We start from the raw sequence: 18,540 nt of genomic DNA, 5'->3' as shown, positions 1-18,540 counted from the left end.
TTATGCTGCTTTTGTTTCTTTGACTGTTTCTACATATTGTTTTGCTTTCTCATTATCGAATTCGCCTTCCCACTTCGACATAACAATGGCCGCTAATGCATTTCCTAATACATTGACAGATGAGCGAATCATATCTAAAATGCGGTCAATTCCCGCAATTAACGCGATACCTTCTAGTGGTAACCCCATTGAACCTAACGTTGCTAATACAACAACGAACGATGCACCTGGAACTCCCGCCATACCTTTGGATGTTAACATGAGAACGAATAATAACGTTATTTGCTCCGTTAATGACATGTGCACACCGTACATTTGTGCAACAAACAATGCCGCTAACGCTTGATAAATAGCCGATCCAGTCAAGTTAAATGTATAACCTGTCGGAATTACGAAAGAGGCAACTGCCTTTGGACAACCGAACTCTTCCATTTTTCTCATTATATTAGGTAAAACAGCTTCTGAACTTGCTGTCGTAAACGAAAGAATCAGTTCTTCTTTTAAAATTTTCATTAATGTAAAAATGTTTACGCCAACCATTCGTGCATTAATACCTAATACAATCACAACGAATAGTATAACAGTTACGTATACAGCTAGCACTAGTTTTCCTAGCGGAAGTAATGTCGCTACACCAAATTTTGCAACCGTAACGGCAATTAATGCGAATACACCAAATGGTGCAAATTTCATCACTTGATTTGTAACCCAAAACATGGCTTCGAGTACGCCTTCAAAAAAGTTAAAGACAGGCTTTCCTTTTTCCCCAATTGCCGCAACTCCTAAGCCGAATAATACTGAGAAGAATATAATCGGTAATAGGTCACCTTGTGCAATCGATTCAAATACGTTTTTCGGTACAATGTGAACAATTGTCTCAGCAAAACCTTTCTTCTCGGTTGCATCTGCAGTTTGTTTATAAGAAGAAATATCACTTTGCTGTAAATTACTCATATCAACACCAGTACCTGGTTGGAATATATTCGCTGCAAGTAATCCCATTAAAATAGCAATTGTCGTAATAATTTCGAAATAAAGAATTGTCTTACCGCCCAGTTTCCCAAGCTTTTTCATATCTCCTACACCAGCTACTGCAACAATTAATGCTGAAATAACAATTGGTACTACAATCATCTTAATTAAGTGAATAAATATATCTCCAATTGGTGTGATATAAGAAATCGCCGTTTTATTGCCATAAAAGACTGCCCCTACTACAATCCCTAAAACAAGCGCTACAAAAATTTGTGTTGCCAATCCGAATTTTTTCATTTATGTTCATCCCCTTCATGCGAACGCTTTCAATTTGAATTTATAAAAGCTACTTACACATCTTATAAGCGAACCTACAAAATCATACAAAAACCTACAAGTTCGTCACAAAAAATTCAAATATTTTTCTTCTTTTTTTCATTGACACCATTTTGTTAAAAAACGATAAAATAAACTTGATAAGTAATCAGATTGTTTCGTATAATCAAAAAGATATATACTTAAAAAAAATCGAAATGAAAAGGAGTGGATGTTATGAGAAACTATACAAAGAAATTCGTCCTATCTTCTTCTTTTCTTTTTCATTTTCTTAAAAAGGAACAAAGGCATTCGCCTTTGTTCCTTTTTTATTGCGATCTATATAGGGGGAATAGTTATGAGACCATATAAACGTGTCTTAATTAAATTAAGCGGCGGTGCACTTGCCGATCAAACTGGAAATAGCTTTAACTCCAAACGATTAGAACATATCGCAAACGAAATTTTATCCATTGTTGATTTAGGTATCGAAGTATCCATCGTCATCGGTGGCGGTAACATTTTTAGAGGTCATCTAGCTGAAGAATGGGGAATTGATCGCGTAGAAGCTGATAATATCGGTACGTTAGGTACAATTATTAACAGCTTAATGCTTCGCGGTGTTTTAACAAGTAAAACAAATAGAGAAGTGCGCGTTATGACTTCCATTCCATTTAATGCAGTAGCTGAACCATACATTCGTTTGCGTGCAGTCCACCATTTAGATAACGGTTATATCGTTATCTTTGGAGGCGGAAACGGGCAACCGTTCGTGACGACAGATTATCCAAGCGTACAAAGAGCTATTGAAATGAATAGTGATGCCATATTAGTCGCAAAACAAGGTGTCGACGGCGTTTTTACAAGTGATCCAAAGCATAACAAATCAGCAAAAATGTACAGCAAACTAAACTATAATGATGTTGTTAGACAAAATATACAAGTCATGGATCAAGCAGCATTACTGCTTGCCCGAGACTACAATTTACCAGCACATGTCTTTAACTTTGATGAGCCTGGAGTGATGAAACGAATTTGTTTAGGGGAGCATGTAGGGACGTTGATTAATGATGATGCTTCATTGCTGGTGCATGAAAAATAATGATTTCCCACCAAAAAAGGGTGTCTTTTGTAGGCACCCTTTCCTAATTCATCATCACAAATAGAAGTCAACCAATCCCGCTACTTTCTCCTTACAACGCTCCCAAAAAGATAACTTTTCAAAAAACTCTTTCGTCATTTCTTTCGAATCATGAAAATCCTCTGTTAACGCCTTATTAACTTGTTCTACAATAGGACCACCATAAATATAAAAATTCATTTCATCATTTATATTGAAGCTACGCGAAGTAAAGTTTGTTGTACCTATAACAGTTAACTCATTATCAATCAGCATTAACTTTCCATGAAACATTCCTTTTTTATACCCATATACAGTAATCCCATTATTAACAGCCTGACGTATGTATGGATACGCCGCTTCTTTTATAAGAGGTAGATCTGGTTTATATGACCAAAGTATTTTTACTGTAACACCACGCTTTTGCGCCGCGATTAAAGCATTCATAGATTCTTTATTTTTCGCTATAAAATACGGCGTTGCAATTACAATTGAGTGCTGAGCTTGTTTTATGAGCTCTATATATTTCTCAGCAACGTAATGGCCATTGTAACTAGTCATAGTATGTAATGTATTCCCTTTGCTAGCCTTATTCGTACTTCTCTTTATCTCTTCTTTCGTATCTCGCTTCCAATCTAAAGCGAATTGCTCCTCTAAATCTTTTGCTCCTTCTCCTTTAAGCCGTACATGATAATCACGCCAATATCCAAATCGCTTATCTTTCCCCAAGTACTCATCTCCTATATTAAATCCGCCTGTATAGCCAATTTCTCCATCAATCGTCGTAATACGGCGATGATTACGATGATGTAGGGAATAAAACCCGAATGGTAATTCCTGTTTTCTACTATATGTAAAATGCACGCCACTTTCCTGTAATTCTTTTTTCACCTTTCTTTCAAATGATAAATCGTTAAGTAAATCGACAGATAAATATACGTTTACTCCTTCTCTCGCCTTCTCTTTTAATAAGTTTAAAAAAGTATGGCTACTTTTATCATCCGACAAAATGAAAAAGTACGTGTAAATAGATTGCTTCGCCTCTCTTATATCAGTAAATAACTGTTTATAAAATGACTTTCCTTCTACATATAATTGAAAATCACTATAATGAGGAGCGTACTCTGTCGGCATATTTTTCCCGACTTCCATTTTTCTTCCGAGCGTAACGTCAATATGCATCCAAATTAAAACAAAAACGAAAATAGTAATTACAATAGAAGTAACTCGCAATATTTTTTTAATCATTTTGATTTCCTTCCGCTCATTTTCTTTCCACCTTTCTATTTTGTCATTCAAATTTAGATTTCATGCTTCATACAAAAAAGGATGCGACTTAACGTCACACCCTTTTCATATTAAACAAAGTTTCTCGCATCATTATTTCTTCCAAACTTATAAATAGCAATTAAGAAGAATGCTACTGCAAAAGCAAATAAGATTAAAATATTTAAATACAAATCTGAAATTGGAATTCCTTGTTGTAGTTTTGATACTGTGTCTAATAGCCATCTCTGCGGAAGAAAATCAGCTACTTTTTGTACCGCTTTTGGCATAATGTCATAAGGAAAATAACATCCAGCCAGTAAACATGTTGGTACAATAATCATATTTTGCAGTGCATTTGCTGATGCTGAGTTTTTCGAAAAAGCGACAAGGACTAACGATATTCCAATCGCTATTAAAGCAAATAGCATGAGTACACCAATCATCACTATGAAAGGCATATTGATATTTATATGAAAAATATTCGTTAGGAATAAGATTGTAATCAGAATTTGTACTGTTAATAGCAGCATATTTACCCCGACATTAGATAATATGAATTTCTTCCCATCTATCGGCGTTGATAAGAGTCTAAAATACGTTCTATTTTCCTTTTCTTTTAAAATATAACCTGATAAGTTCGCTGCTGAAAATAGCATAAACATAATAAGGTAACCCATCGTTTGGTTTGTCATATCTTTATTTTTCGAAGTATCTTCTAGCGTCTCAGTTTTCATTTTAAATGAACCTTTTTGATATCCTGCGTACATAGTATCAAATGCACTTTGATCTGTTCCTGCTACTTTACTAATAGCTGCTACATTATCAATATAATTGTATAAATATGATTTTATAAATCCTGTTACTTGATCACCTTTAATCGATGAAATTTCAATATGATTTGGTTTCCCTTCTCGAACACTTTTTGAAAAACCAGAATCTAATGTAATAACTCCATCAAGTTTTTTGGAAGTGAGTTTATCTTCTACTTCAGATTCTTTAATTTTACTTACCTTTACATGATTTAATCCTTCTAAAAATTTCACCGTATCATTTGCTATAGATTGATTTTCTTTATTAATAACCCCGATATTTAACGTCCCTTGCCCCATATTCCCATACATCGAGAAGGAGATTAGTGTTCCAATTATCGGCAAACTAATAATAATGAATAACCCTTTTTTATTTTTCAAAAGTACAGATAACGTTTTTTGTATGAGCCATAAAATATCTTTCATACTATAGCCCCTCCCGTCTACGTAATGCAATAATTGCAATTAATAAAAAGAGTGCTGAAATGCCAAGGTTTAAACATATTACCGGTAGTGCTGCTCCTACATCATTTGCATAAATAATTTTCATAACAGCTGTGTTTGCCCACGTTAATGGTGATAAATTCGTAACGAAATTTTCTTCTATTACGAAATATGCACCACCAAAAATAGAGGATAATTGCACAATAACCATAATAATTGCTCTAGATGATTCCGGTGTTTTTGTAATATATCCAATTCCTAAACCGAAGCTAATTGCTAGAAAAATTTGTGTTAATAAAATAAGAAATATGATTCCAAGATGGTCGCCCCAATTCGCTTGAAAAACAAATTTACTAAATAACATGACGAGTAATATGCACAGAGCATTTGCTACTAGGCTACCAAGTACTTTTCCAATGAATATTTCAGCCTTACTTATAGGTGCAGCAATGAGACGATCTCCTGTTTTACGTATTCGTTCTCCTCGAATTAAAGAACTCGCTCCCATCGCAGCATATAGTGCAATCATCGTTGTCATTACAACCGCGTAGTAATCCATAGAACCTGGTTTTTTCGCAGCTTGTAAAGATGTTTCTTTTATATAATCATTATGATTTCCGCTTGAAAAAACTGTGCTCACCTTACTAGGATCTACTTTTGCAACTTCGGCCGCTACATTGTACTTATCAACAAATGTTGTAAGCATGCCTTCCACAATACTTCCCTCAACACTACTTTTGTCACTTCCATAAAATTTTGCACCATCTTTATTTAACTCTACATAAGCAGCATATTTATTTTGCTTCACTTCTTCTTTCCCATCTATACCTTCGGAAGCTTTTTTAAAATGAATACCCGATTTATCGACTTCTTTCGTAAATGCTTCGAACGATTGAGAAAATGTGCTACTCGCTTCATCTTTGTAGAGCACTTGTATATCTTTAATCGCTTGACTATCGCTATCAAATGCATTCGTTAACGCTGTTCCTAACACAAGCATAAGTACAACCGGAAATGCTAACATAAAAACTAAAGTTCTTACGTCTCTGAAATCTCTTTTAATATGCATAACTGCAATATTGAAGATGTTCAATTGATGAACCTCCCTTTACCTTTTCTTCATTTACCTTTTATTTATCTCGTAAGTTTCTTCCAGTCAACGTAAGGAATACTGTTTCTAAGTTCGGGGCCTGCTCCTCTACCGAACGAATTTCAATATCATGATTAATGAAGTGCTGAATAATTTTATTTAAATTGTTTACTCCTGCATCCGAGTTTACTTTAATTACGTTCTCTTCAATTTGAACAGCTTTCACACCGTTTATCTCTTTTAACTTTTTTACATCTAAATTTTCTACTGACTTCACTTCAACCCAAATATCTTTCGTATCAGTAATAATCGCTTTTAACTGTTCTTTCGTACCTTCTGCAATTACTTTACCGTGATCTACAATTGCTATTTTCGTACAAATCTCTTCTACTTCTTCCATGTAGTGGCTCGTGTAAATAATGGTACTTCCCATTTCATTTAATTTTCGAACAGACTGGAGAATATAGTTTCTTGACTGTGGATCAATTCCCACTGTCGGCTCATCCATAATAATTAACTTCGGTCTATGAGCGATCGCACAAGCGATATTCAATCTTCGTTTCATCCCGCCAGAAAAGTTTTTCGGATAACTTTTATGTTTATCACTAAGCCCCACAAACTGAAGCGCTTCCTCTACTCTTGCTTTTAGCTCTGCTCCTCTTAAACCGTACAATCCAGCAAAGAATTTCACATTTTCATAGGCAGTTAACTCTTCATAAATCGCAATATCTTGCGGAACGATACCGATATTCATCTTCGCAAATCGATTATGTTTTTTTATATTTTTTCCTAATATGCTAATTTCACCTTCATTACTTCTTAACAACCCAGCAATCATATTTATCGTTGTACTTTTACCAGCACCATTTGATCCTAAAAAGCCAAATATCTCTCCTTCTTTAATAGATAAAGACATATTATCTACCGCGATGAAATCACCAAATTTTTTCGTTAAATTTTTAATTTCTAATGTATTCATCATTTCACCCCTATTTCGGTTTCTCTGCTTTTAGTATAAACAAAAAAAATGAACCTGCTCAGTGCAGAAGTTCATTCTTTTCACATGAGATTATTCACTTTTTTCATATGAGATGGTTCATCTTCGTCCCATTCTCTTATATCGGCAACAACATCGTCACTGAAAAACCACTTGTTCCATCTACAATAATTTTCCCATTTACAGACGCTGTTCGCTCCTCCATCCCCATAATACCGAGACCTTTCTTAACAAGAGCTGCGCCTTTTCCGTTATCCTTCACTTGCACCTTAACCATCTTATTAAGTACATGAATATCTATAGAAATAACTGTCGCATCAGCATATTTCATCGCATTTGTTAGTGCCTCGGTAACATTTTCACCAATAATTTTCCACTGAATGGGAGAAATCATATCTAAGTTTCCCTTATATACGAAAGGAATGTTTACATCATGCTTACTAGCAAACTCCTCTATGAATAATTTCATACGGTGAATGCCAATTTGCTCAGTTGGTGGCTTCATATTTTTTAATGTAATGCGAATACTTTCAATTCCATCTTTTGAAATATGAATTGCATTTTGTAATAACTCCGCAGATTTTTCTTTATCTATCCCCATTAATCTCTTTGCAGCTTCCATTTGAATTAATGCACCTGTCATCGAGTGACCAATTTTATCATGAATTTCTTGTGATAACCGATTTCTCTCTTCTAGCTTAAATGTGTATTCTGATTGTCTTATGTACTCTTTATTTTCATGTAAGCTTTTCGTAAGTCGTTGCATATCTTTTCGCATCTTATCATTTTGCGATTCAAGCTTTACTACACGTGATATATATCGATCTGCCATAGTTAAAACGAGAAAAGAAAATGCAACAATTAATCCATAAGTCATTCGAATGCTTTCATCTGTAATTGTAATTGGAAGCATCATAATAACAAAGCGTGACCAATTCTTGTCTATGTAATGGAATGTAATTTCGTATAAATTCAAAGGTAAAAACAAAATAAAAAACGGATGAACCCTCCATGTTAATAACATAACTACACTAATTGAAATACAAATCAATATTTTTTTGTACGTATCTTTTTTTAATATAGAGATTAGCACGTTTACAGAAAGATATAAAAGCAAAGCAAATATAACCCATGGTAAGTTCGTAACATTTGAATGTATGTAACTGAACACAATATATATAAAGACAATTAATTTACTTACAGTTAACCAAAATTCCATATCATTAATCTACTTTCCCTGTTAAGTAGTAAATCGCAATTTGTGTGCGATGTTCAAGTCCCGTTTTCCCTAAAACTGATGTAATATAATTTGCGATTGTTCCTTCAGATATAAAAAGCTGTTTCGAAATTTCTTTATTTGAGAAACCTTTTGCAATTAATGCGATAATACTAAGCTCTCTTTCAGTAAAAAGACTTTTATCTATTTTACATTCTTCCTCTTTACTTTCCATTAAATTGGACTTAATTTTATCGAGAACTACATCTTGCATAACAGTTTGGCCATTATATACCCCTTTTATTGCATCACGAATACGCTCCGGATCGTTATTTTTTAATAAATACCCTTTCGCTCCGTTTTTTACTGCATCCAAAATATATTCATCATCATCAAACGTCGTTAAAATAAGCGGTTTTGTTTTCGTCTCTTCACAAATAAACTTCGTCGCCTCTACACCGTTCATATTTGGCATACGAACATCCAAAAGAGCAATATCAACTTCATGCTTTTTACAATATGCTACAGCTTCTTCTCCATCATTTACTGTATCTACCACTTCGAACTCTTCATATGTATTTAAAATAATTTTCATGCCTTCTCTAATAAAAGAATTATCGTCTGCTATTAATATTTTAATTTTCATGTTTGTTAGTATGGACCTTCCTCCTACTAACATTCACATCCTTTCTCCGTATAACATTTCCTACTTGCTCATTATATACTTCTGCTTACCATTTTTTCACACTTTTTTCATCTAGCTCTTCTGCAAAAAATATATTATTCTTTTTTTACAAAATGTGTAGGGTGACTTATCATTCTTTACGTCTATATAATAGAATGCGTCAAAAAGGAGGGAGAGACCCATTGAGGAAAAACAATTAATTGAAAAAGCACAACAAGGAAGCGAACATGCTTTTCGTATCCTCGTGCAAACATATCGTCATTATATTTTTCAAGTTATCTTTTCTATTGTAAGACATGAAGAAGATGCGAAAGATGTTACACAAGAAGTATTCGTAAAAATTCACGCCTCTCTCCCAAATTATCAATTTCGCGGATTAAAAACGTGGATGGCACGTATTGCCACCAATCACGCTATTGATTATAAGAGGAAGAAAGCTCGAGAAAGTGAAGAACTCTCCTTATGTAAAGAAAATGAGGAAAATATACAGTCCTCTCATAATATTGAGGCTTTATTATTGACGAAAGAGCAGAAATTACTCATTGCTCAAAAACTGAGAGAACTTCCTGAAAATTACCGTGACGTCGTTCTCGCACATTACTTACAAGAAAAAAGCTATCAAGAAATTGCTTTACAGGAAAACATTGAAGTAAAAACAGTCGAAATGAAACTGTATCGGGCAAGAAAATGGATTAAAAAACATTGGAAGGAGGAAGAGTTTCTATGATGCATTATTCAAAAGAAGATTGGCGCAATTATACATTAGATTTTATAGAAAGCAATGAACGTGAATCTATGGAAGAACATCTTTATGAATGTGATCATTGTTTAGCACTTTATATGGAAAGTATTGATGAACAACATGAAAACCTTCCAATGATAAATGATGATTCATTTACGAACGAAGTTATGACGCAAATTAATTTTGAAACACTACAGTCTAATGAAAATATAAAAACAACCTCACTAAAGCGCACGATCATTCACTACATAATTGCGACTGCGGCTACAATTATTTTTATGGTAAGTGGTTTATTTCAGTATATTTTTACAGCGACATCAAATTTAGAGAAATCTTCAAAACATAACGAGTCTTCTATCTCACAACAAATTGTAAACAAATCGGTAGACACATCGAAAAAGGACGGAGGTTCAAAGCATGAATAAAAATCCCTTTTTAGCACTTGTATTAGGGCTAATTCCTGGGCTTGGACATTTATATTTAAAGAAATTTGGACGGTTTATTTTATATAGCGGAGGGGCTGTATTTCTATTTATCTTTGCAGCATTTTGTACAATAGCATTAGGAGCCCGTGATATTGCTTTTCTTTCTCTATTTTTACTAGTCGTGTTATGGGCAATCAATTTATTAGATTTAGTTATCACTATTATTAATCAATCGAAAAAACAAGCTGCCGGAGAATTCATAGAATCCTCTAAAGAGAGCGAACGATTTTATATCATTCTCTTATCCATCATCCCTGGACTTGGCCATTTTCAATTAGGACTTATGCAACGCGGACTTACATTTTTAGTAGCTTGCACAGGAATCGGAAGTATGATCATTTTCGTTGCACTTTTAACATCGCAAGAAAGTTTTCTTATCTTCCTTATTACATTACCTGTTTTATGGATTTACAATTTCTTTGACGTTGTTCAGCAACTCCAGAAAAAAGAACGTGGCGAGCAATTAGATGATCGTACTATTTTCGAAGAGTTTGAAGAGCACCGCGAGCAAGGAAAGAAAAATAAAACATTTGCTTCTATTTTAGCGATGTTCCCCGGAGCAGGTCATATGTATTTAGGCTTACAACGCCGTGGTCTTCAGCTTATGGCAGCCTTTTTACTATCTATTTATTTACTCGACTTATTAAGACTTTCTGCGTTTTTATTTTTAGTGCCAATCATTTGGTTCTATAGCTTTTTTGATGCTTTACAGCAAACAGCAAAATACGGAAAAGAACGAGTACAAGACGAACCCATTATCGATTATTTTATAAATCATCAAAGATGGATTGGTATCGGATTAATTACACTCGGTGTTTATTATTTATTAGATCAAACAGTCCTTCCTATTTTGAATGATTATTTTGTAACTATATTTAATATTCATCTTAGTGAACTATATTATCGCTATTTCCAAACATCTATCGTTGCGCTCCTTTTAATTGGCGGCGGCTTTAAATTGTTACTTGGAAATAAAGAAAACAAAGGTGGGACAAGCGAATGAGGACTTGGCGTGTTGGAACATTCTCAATGGGGCTTTCTATTATATCGTTAGGATGCTTTTTACTATTTTCAGTCGTAAAAGGAATTCAAGTATTAGATACACTAACTGCATGGTGGCCAGTTTTACTTATCATACTTGGAGCTGAAGTTTTACTATACCTTGTATTTTCTAAGAAGGAACAATCATTTATTAAATATGATATTTTCAGCATTTTCTTTATCGGCGTTTTAGGAAGCGTCGGAATTGCTTTTTACTGTTTATTATCAACTGGATTACTAGAAGAATTTCGTCATTCTATTAACACAACGAGACAAACGAGTAATATTCCAGACGGACAATTTGATATACCTGAATCTATCAAAAAAATTGTAGTAGATGCAGGGCATCAGCCTCTAACGATAGAGGGAAATAATACAAATCAAATTCACCTTTTGGGAACTTATGAAATGACGACGAAAGCAAATGAAAAACTCAATTTAAAACAAGATGATTTCCTTTCAGTTCAAACGGCTGGAGAAACCATGTATATCAATTTAAAATCATTACCTGTTCAACATACGTTATTTAGTTCAGCACCACAAGTGAAACCAACGCTTGTTCTTCCACAAAATAAAAATGTGGAAATCCGTGCTTCAAATAACGAACTATCTCTTTATCCAGGTCAATTACAAAATAATTGGTTTGTACAAGAAAGCTCAAGAGTGTCTGTCCATCTTGCAAAAGAGAGTGATGTTTCTTTAACAGCAGTAACGAATCAAAAAGAAACACACGGAAGCACACCTTGGGAACAAGTAGAAGATTTAACAAAAAAAGAAAATACTTCTTCAGAAGAACATCCAGAATTAAACAACCAAGAACATTGGTATAAAAATTCAATTAAAACTGGAAATGGCACGCACAAGTTAAATATTGAGAAAACTTATAATTTAAATATGAGCGTTATTGAAAAATAAGAAAAACCTTCCGCAATTGCGGAAGGTTTTTCTTATATAATCGCTTTAATTCCTTCTAACACTAATCCAATCATAAATCCGCAAACCGCCCCGTTCACTCGGATCCACTGCAAATCTTTACCGACATTATTTTCAATCATTTCGATTAACGTTTTATCGTCTAACTTATCAAGGTTTTCTTGTACAAGCTTACCAATTTTCGAATGGTTCTTCTCAATAAGATTCACAACTTGTTTTTGTAACCAATCTTCTATTTTTTGAACTGTCTGTTCATCTTCTTTTATTTTATTCATTTGTTTTTGTAAAAATGGAATAACATATTGATTAGCAAATTCTTCATTATTTACAAAAGCAACTGCTCTTTGTTGTACTTGCTCTAGCATCTCTTTTATTTTGTCAGTAGCATTCCAATTCGCAATCCACTTTTCTTTCCAATTTTCTAATTCCTGTAATAAAGCTTCATTTTCTTTTACATTGATAATCTCTTGACGAATCTTCGCTAATATAAGTTGTCTTGTGCTATTATCAGCCTCTTGTAAGCTGTTAATATTACTAATGATAAACTTCTGCAAAATACCGCCAATTTTATCTTCATCTACAATATTCATAAATGATTTCAAAGTAAACTGCAAGAATCCATCTACTTTTATATTTTCCATCGCCTTCATACCTAAGCTACCGAGCTGGTAACGAGCTTCATCTTGCGCTGTCCAATCTTTTACCTTCACTAATATGTAATCAAGTGTCTTTTCATCATATTCTTGCACAACTAATTGATCAACAAGCACTTGTAAAATATTACTTGTATTAATTGTATGTAAATATGTTTTTAATTCTTTTTCAATAATAACAGCTAACTTTTCTGTATCTATTGTTACAATTGCTTTCTCTGCAATCGTTACAATCCCCTTTTTCACAGCATCAGACTGCATTTCTCTCTCAGCAATTTGCAGTACCATTTGTGCTAACTGCATCTCTTTTACTTTATTCGTAATACTTTCTTTCGTTAGCCATTCATTTTCTAACGTATGAATGAGCCCTTTCGTTACCCGTTTACGGTTTTTAGGTAACAAAGCTGTATGCGGAATTGGGATACCCATCGGATGACGGAATAAAGCAGTAACTGCAAACCAATCCGCAAGTCCCCCAACCAATCCAGCTTCAAATCCACCTTGTATAATCTCTCCAGCTACCGTTCCTTGAAAAGGGATAGAAGCCGCAAAGCCGACACCCATAACCCCAAGCGAAATACCCGCTATATATTTAGTCTGTAATGACATCGTATACACATCCTCTTATTATGTAAAATAAAGCTTTTTTGTTATATTTATTCAATATTAGTTATCCTTTATATATACTATAAAGAACTATTGTGAAAATAACAAAGATTTTTATGTACATGAAAAAATGAGGCTACAACTAGCCTCATTTTTCTTATATCGTTAATTCCAAACCTTTCCTATAATATTCATTCATTACATCTTTAGGAACCATGCTTCCACCCGTTCCCCACACAATATGAGTACCTTTTTTCACTTTCTCTGTTAACTGTTGCTTTTGTAAATACTCATCTTCTTTACACACTTTCACTGGCCCTATCATACCTGCTAGTGCAGAAGGCTCTAAATAAATATTCTCCGTATCAGCTAGTTCTTTTAACAATCTATATAACTCTTCATCGTTTACTGTATAATTTCCACTTAAAAATGGTTCCATCGTTTTCCCGACAAATCCAGACGGTCTTCCTACCGCAAGTCCATCCGCATCTGTTACATTATCAATTCCGATATCTTGAACGGCAATTTTGTCATGAAGGCCTGTCATTAAGCCGAGTAACATACATGGTGAGTGTGTTGGCTCTGCAAAGAAACAATGAACGTTGTCTTTATACAATAACTTTAAACCGAATGCTACTCCGCCAGGTCCTCCTCCTACTCCGCACGGAAGGTAAACAAATAAAGGGTGATCTTCATCTACTACAACCTCTAACTCTTCTAATTGCTTTTGTAATCGTGATGCTGCTACTGAGTATCCTAAAAATAGATCATGTGAGTTTTCATCGTCTACAAAATAACAGCTAGGATCCGCATCTGCCTGTCGTCTTCCTTCTTCTACTGCTTTGCTATAATCATCTTCATATTCAATAACGTTTACACCTTTACTTCTTAATAAACTTTTCTTCCATTCTTTTGCGTCTGCTGACATATGAACAGTTACATTAAAACCTAGATTCGCACTCATAATTCCTATGCTAAGTCCTAAATTCCCTGTAGAACCTACCGCAATTGAATACTTCGAGAAAAACTCTCTACATGTATCACTATCTAAAATGGAATAATCATCTTCTTCTGTTAACATTCCGTGCTGCAATGCTAGTTGCTCAGCATGTTTCAACACTTCATAAATGCCACCTCTAGCTTTAATTGATCCTGATATCGGGAGATGACTATCACATTTTAATAATAATTCTCCTAAAATAGTTTGCTTGTAATTTGTCTCTAAAGCTTCTTTCATAGAAGGTATTTTTACTAAAGGTGATTCGATTATGCCGTTAGTCCCTTTCGTTTCAGGAAAAACTTTCGCAATATATGGCGCAAAACGCTTTAATCTCTCTTCCGCATCTTTTACATTCTCTTCATTAAGTGGTGAATCTTTTATTGCCCTTTCATACTTTTCTATGTGTGGGTTTATCCAAAATACTTCTTTTGTTGCAATAAGTTTATTCACTAATGGGTATTCTGCTTGTAATGCCCCTATTTCTTTCATTTTGTTTCCTCCTTATATCCTTGTAGCTCACCATATAATAAATTATAATTAAATTAATTTTAATATAGTTTAACACAAATCGTTCACTTTAGTTAATTTTAATTTAATTTAATTAAATATAATTTAATAATCCTTGAGGAGATTTTCATTATGGAAAATATAGATATTGGTAAAAAAATTGAAAAACAAAGAAAAGAAAAAGGTTTAACTAGTAAAGAACTAGCAAAGATGGCCGATATTACACCATCTATGTTAAGTCAAATTGAGCGTGGGTCGGCTAACCCTTCTATTCAAACATTAAAAGTACTTGCTAAAGCTCTTGATGTTCCAACATTTAGCTTTTTACTTGAAGATACAAATACAGACGATTTAATTGTACGTTCCCATAAACGAAAGAAAATGATTATCGATAATTTATCATATGAAATGCTTTCACCTGATTTCACTGGAAATTTAGCAACAGCAATTATGACCGTCCCGCCTAATACAGCTTCATCAGAAAATGTGCTAGAACATAAAGGAGAAGAATTAGCATTTGTCTTAGATGGGAAAATCACATTATATTTAAACGAGGAAGAATACGTATTAGAAACTGGTGACAGTGTAAAGATACCTGCTTATTTAAAGCATAAATGGGTGAATCATTTTGAAAAAAACGCGATAGTTTTATTTTCTGTTACTCCGCCGATTTTTTAATGTATAAATAAAAACAGGATGGTTCTTATAAAATGCGGATTATCCTGTTTTTATTAAATAAGAAAGTGAAATTTTTGTTAAAAACTTAACAGTTGGACCCAATCCGAACAATCCTCCTAAAAACATATTTACAACTGAAACTATCCCTCCCATTGATGCTAACGTATCATGAGTCAGATTCATCCCACCACTACCAGAGGCACTTGTAATATTCACATAAAAATAAGAAATACGTAAAAATTAATTGATTTTTCAGAATTTTGTTGAAAAATATGGTAAAATCACTCTTATACTTCTTCTATTTTGTTATTATAGAAATAATTAAATTAGGATACTTTTATCGGATGGGGGAATATATAATGAGTGTGTTATTAAAAGGGCATGAACAGATTGTCAACGAATTAAACATTTTATATCAAGTAATGGTAGCGGAGCAATTAATTGAAGCGAAACAATTAAAAGAAAAAATAGAGAAACAGATTAATAAAATTGAAGCTGATCAAAATCTATCGCTTTACTACTCCCTACTAAACTTTAAATATAAGGTCCTAACCGATTGGACAAACATTAAGTATGATACTTTTAGTCAAATTGTTCGTTTAGACAATCCAATAACTGAAGACTTTATTACTTATTATTATCACTTTTTTAAAGCTGAACATGCTACCATTATTGGAAATTATGATGAAGCAAAAAAAGAATACGAAAAAGCTGAATCCCTTTTAAAACATGTACCAGGCGAACTAGAAGAAGCTGAATATAAATATAAATTTGCTATATTTAATCACCATACAAACAAACCACTTACAGCAATCAATTATGCAAATCAAGCTAAAGAGATTTTCTCAAAATATCCACGTTATGAAATTAAAATAGCTCTATGCGAAAACATTTTAGGCTCATGTTCTGTTTATTTAAAACAATTCGAACAAGCCGAAGAGAACTATAATTCAGCAATCAATATTTTACAAAAGCTGAAAGACGATACACTAATCTTAAAAGTTCGAAATAACTTAGGTTGGCTCTACTCTTCTCAAAATCTATCAACCCTTGCTATTAGACATCTTACAATAGTTACAAACAAATTACCTAAACACCTAAAAGCCAATTTTCTACAAGCCAAAGAACATTTTATTTTAAATGAAAAAGAACTTGCAAACCATTGGGTTCAAAAAGGCTTAGAAATTTGTAATGAATTAAATAATCAAGAATATAAACACCATTTCACTATCTTAAAAACACAACACACTGGTATTCTAGACGACTTAGAAAACGCAATCATTGCAGGCACTACATATTTTAACAGTAAAGAATTATACGATTATGCACAAGAATATTACGAATTATTAGCAGTAGAATTTCATAAAGTGAATAAAATAGAGAAATCTCAAAAATATTTTTTCAAAACTTACGAAGCAAAACAAAAATTATTAACTAAGGAGGCACTAAGATAATGAAAAAGATTAGTTTAGCTATTTTAACCTTTACATGCATACTTGCTTTTGGATTTAATAATTTTACTGAAAGTCAACAAGCAAAACAACTTCCAAAATGGGATACAGATAAACAAGAAACACATGCAGACCTATAGAAATCTAAAAACCCCTAATAAAGGGGTTTTTAGATTTCTACAATATAATGATTTAGCATATGATGAAGAAATATGCTTATAAAAGATAGCCATACACAGATACTCTCTGTACATGGCTATTTTTTATTTTTTCGACACTAACAAAATCCCTAAACTAATAATACAAAAGCTCATTATTTGCTGTGCTGATAGACCAAACAGAACCGAATTTTGTTCACTAACAAGCGAAATAATGATTTGAGCAAACCCCTCAATAATTAGAAAAACACTTATATTCTTTCCATTTCCAAGCCTTTCATTTTTCATCCATAAAAAGCCCATTATACAAAGAGCAAGGATGATCTCATATACGAAAATAGGGTGATATAAAAGTTTAGATTCATATATTTTTATTCCCCATGGTAGTGTCGTTTGTGCGCCTACTTCATGATGTAATAGAAAATAAAAGATAATACTCACACACAGACTAAAAGGCAATACATCAAGTAAAATACGAAGCGAAAATTGCTCCTTTTTACTTTTCCAAACAATGTATACACTCGCAATTACGCATCCTACTACAATATGTTGCATACTCCCAACAGCTAATATTGCTTGCACTGGCGCCCCAAAAGCCCATACAGGATTTAAAATTACTGGCGCAAACTTCCATACAAATACGATGATAAGAAAAGCATTTGTTACGGCATCCATCATTTTTTCATATGATACATTTTGATGCCTCATCTTTCGTTTCATCAACATAAATCCAAATAGACTTCCAATTATAAGAGATATGGGTTGTAACCTCACGATCCACTCCATCGTCACGAAATCTCCTTTTAATTCTCAATCAATTTCTTAAATTTCTTTTCTAATTGATCTGGTGGTAATACACCTCGTACATGATCTACTATGATTCCATCTTTATTAACAAAAAATGTCGTCGGTAAAGAGAATACTTTATAATCTAGTCCAGCTACTCCGTCCATATCTAGTAGAACAGGAAACTCAAACCCATAGCGATTAGCAAATGCGCTTGCTTCTTGTACTGGGTCACTAACAGTTGCATTCACCGCAAAAATTTCAACATCCTTTTTATATTTATCATACATATGAACTAAGTCAGGTGCCTCCATTTCACACGGCCCACACCATGATGCCCAAAAATTAATAATATACGGTTTTCCCTTGGCATCATTTAACGACTGCAACTTTCCGTCTAATCCTTTTAATGTGATGCCAGGTGCTTTAAAACCTACTTGTGGTAATACTTCTTTCTCTTGTAACTCTGCTTGCTTTGCTTTTCTTTCCTTTTCTTCTTTCTTTGAATTATAAAAGTTAACCCCCGCCCAAACGAGAGCACCTACTAGTATAATAGCAATTAGTTTCTTCACTTTTCTTC

At 33.5% G+C, this 18,540-nt stretch carries 20 protein-coding genes; 8 read left to right on the top strand and 12 right to left on the bottom strand.

Going from position 1 to position 18,540, the window contains the following annotated elements; translation table 11 throughout:
• Complete coding sequence (locus BCG9842_RS08455) at positions 1–1,272, bottom strand: cation:dicarboxylate symporter family transporter (protein ID WP_000713293.1); 1,272 nt, start codon at positions 1,270–1,272, stop codon at positions 1–3.
• A 376-nt stretch (positions 1,273–1,648) separates the two neighbouring features.
• Between BCG9842_RS08455 and pyrH the strand changes: the two genes are divergently transcribed.
• Complete coding sequence (gene pyrH, locus BCG9842_RS08450; RefSeq protein WP_001248060.1) at positions 1,649–2,392, top strand: UMP kinase; 744 nt, start codon at positions 1,649–1,651, stop codon at positions 2,390–2,392.
• 54 nt (positions 2,393–2,446) lie between these two features.
• Here the strand turns inward: pyrH and BCG9842_RS08445 are convergent, their stop codons facing one another.
• The 6 genes from BCG9842_RS08445 to BCG9842_RS08420 form a co-directional block, all read right to left on the bottom strand.
• Positions 2,447–3,658, bottom strand: coding sequence for a phospholipase D-like domain-containing protein (locus tag BCG9842_RS08445; RefSeq protein ID WP_000591944.1), 1,212 nt, complete (start codon positions 3,656–3,658; stop codon positions 2,447–2,449).
• A 110-nt stretch (positions 3,659–3,768) separates the two neighbouring features.
• On the bottom strand, positions 3,769–4,914 hold the full coding sequence (locus tag BCG9842_RS08440; RefSeq protein WP_000651861.1) for an ABC transporter permease: 1,146 nt from the start codon (positions 4,912–4,914) through the stop codon (positions 3,769–3,771).
• Position 4,915: 1 nt separating this feature from the next.
• Positions 4,916–6,025, bottom strand: coding sequence for an ABC transporter permease (locus BCG9842_RS08435; protein WP_001020189.1), 1,110 nt, complete (start codon positions 6,023–6,025; stop codon positions 4,916–4,918).
• A gap of 37 nt (positions 6,026–6,062) precedes the next feature.
• Positions 6,063–7,001 (bottom strand): ABC transporter ATP-binding protein, encoded by a 939-nt coding sequence (locus tag BCG9842_RS08430; protein WP_001093814.1) that lies wholly within the window; start codon positions 6,999–7,001, stop codon positions 6,063–6,065.
• Positions 7,002–7,137: 136 nt separating this feature from the next.
• Entirely contained in the window at positions 7,138–8,238 is a 1,101-nt protein-coding gene (locus BCG9842_RS08425) for a sensor histidine kinase (RefSeq protein WP_000397660.1), read from the bottom strand.
• 4 nt (positions 8,239–8,242) lie between these two features.
• Positions 8,243–8,881 carry a response regulator transcription factor gene (locus BCG9842_RS08420; protein WP_000694093.1) on the bottom strand — a complete coding sequence of 213 codons (639 nt, stop codon included), beginning with the start codon at positions 8,879–8,881 and terminating at the stop codon, positions 8,243–8,245.
• A gap of 283 nt (positions 8,882–9,164) precedes the next feature.
• On the opposite strand from BCG9842_RS08420, the gene BCG9842_RS08415 reads away from it, so the two are divergent.
• Genes BCG9842_RS08415 through exsE form a run of 4 tightly spaced genes read left to right on the top strand, consistent with a single transcriptional unit; the run spans position 9,165 to position 12,103 of the window.
• Entirely contained in the window at positions 9,165–9,647 is a 483-nt protein-coding gene (locus BCG9842_RS08415; RefSeq protein WP_001195483.1) for an RNA polymerase sigma factor, read from the top strand.
• Positions 9,644–10,087: a hypothetical protein gene (locus tag BCG9842_RS08410; RefSeq protein ID WP_000972351.1), complete on the top strand. Its 444-nt coding sequence runs from the start codon at positions 9,644–9,646 to the stop codon at positions 10,085–10,087. Before BCG9842_RS08415 ends, BCG9842_RS08410 begins: the two co-directional genes overlap by 4 nt.
• Entirely contained in the window at positions 10,080–11,150 is a 1,071-nt protein-coding gene (locus tag BCG9842_RS08405) for a hypothetical protein (RefSeq protein WP_001039098.1), read from the top strand. Before BCG9842_RS08410 ends, BCG9842_RS08405 begins: the two co-directional genes overlap by 8 nt.
• Positions 11,147–12,103, top strand: coding sequence for an exosporium protein ExsE (gene exsE, locus BCG9842_RS08400; protein ID WP_001261433.1), 957 nt, complete (start codon positions 11,147–11,149; stop codon positions 12,101–12,103). The genes BCG9842_RS08405 and exsE overlap by 4 nt, the downstream gene beginning before the upstream one ends.
• 32 nt (positions 12,104–12,135) lie before the next feature.
• On the opposite strand, the gene BCG9842_RS08395 is transcribed toward exsE, so the two are convergent.
• The gene (locus tag BCG9842_RS08395) at positions 12,136–13,383 is read right to left on the bottom strand and encodes a DUF445 domain-containing protein (protein WP_000058309.1); all 1,248 of its coding nucleotides are present in this window, start codon (positions 13,381–13,383) and stop codon (positions 12,136–12,138) included.
• A gap of 154 nt (positions 13,384–13,537) precedes the next feature.
• The gene (locus tag BCG9842_RS08390) at positions 13,538–14,869 is read right to left on the bottom strand and encodes a D-serine ammonia-lyase (protein WP_000658548.1); all 1,332 of its coding nucleotides are present in this window, start codon (positions 14,867–14,869) and stop codon (positions 13,538–13,540) included.
• Positions 14,870–15,019: 150 nt separating this feature from the next.
• On the opposite strand from BCG9842_RS08390, the gene BCG9842_RS08385 reads away from it, so the two are divergent.
• Positions 15,020–15,565, top strand: a complete 546-nt coding sequence (locus BCG9842_RS08385; protein WP_000427637.1) for a helix-turn-helix domain-containing protein — start codon at positions 15,020–15,022, stop codon at positions 15,563–15,565.
• Positions 15,566–15,604: 39 nt separating this feature from the next.
• Here BCG9842_RS08385 and BCG9842_RS08380 read toward each other — a convergent pair whose 3' ends face one another.
• A complete protein-coding gene (locus BCG9842_RS08380; protein ID WP_003309331.1) occupies positions 15,605–15,781 on the bottom strand; it encodes a hypothetical protein in 177 nt (58 codons plus the stop codon).
• A gap of 143 nt (positions 15,782–15,924) precedes the next feature.
• Here BCG9842_RS08380 and BCG9842_RS08375 point away from each other — a divergent pair, with 143 nt between their 5' ends.
• Positions 15,925–17,019, top strand: a complete 1,095-nt coding sequence (locus tag BCG9842_RS08375; RefSeq protein WP_000114844.1) for a response regulator aspartate phosphatase — start codon at positions 15,925–15,927, stop codon at positions 17,017–17,019.
• Positions 17,019–17,156, top strand: a complete 138-nt coding sequence (locus tag BCG9842_RS31285; protein ID WP_000724012.1) for a hypothetical protein — start codon at positions 17,019–17,021, stop codon at positions 17,154–17,156. Before BCG9842_RS08375 ends, BCG9842_RS31285 begins: the two co-directional genes overlap by 1 nt.
• Positions 17,157–17,279: 123 nt before the next feature.
• Here BCG9842_RS31285 and BCG9842_RS08370 read toward each other — a convergent pair whose 3' ends face one another.
• Both BCG9842_RS08370 and BCG9842_RS08365 read right to left on the bottom strand, forming a co-directional pair.
• Positions 17,280–17,960, bottom strand: a complete 681-nt coding sequence (locus BCG9842_RS08370) for a prolipoprotein diacylglyceryl transferase family protein (RefSeq protein ID WP_000454851.1) — start codon at positions 17,958–17,960, stop codon at positions 17,280–17,282.
• 17 nt (positions 17,961–17,977) lie between these two features.
• Positions 17,978–18,532, bottom strand: coding sequence for a TlpA family protein disulfide reductase (locus BCG9842_RS08365; protein ID WP_000733184.1), 555 nt, complete (start codon positions 18,530–18,532; stop codon positions 17,978–17,980).
• Positions 18,533–18,540: the final 8 nt, after the last annotated feature.

The organism is Bacillus cereus G9842 (genome assembly GCF_000021305.1).
In the GTDB taxonomy this organism is placed as follows: Bacteria; Bacillota; Bacilli; order Bacillales; family Bacillaceae_G; genus Bacillus_A; species Bacillus_A thuringiensis_S.
Note: the sequence above shows the minus strand (reverse complement) of the source record. Positions and strands in the feature narration are given on the sequence as shown.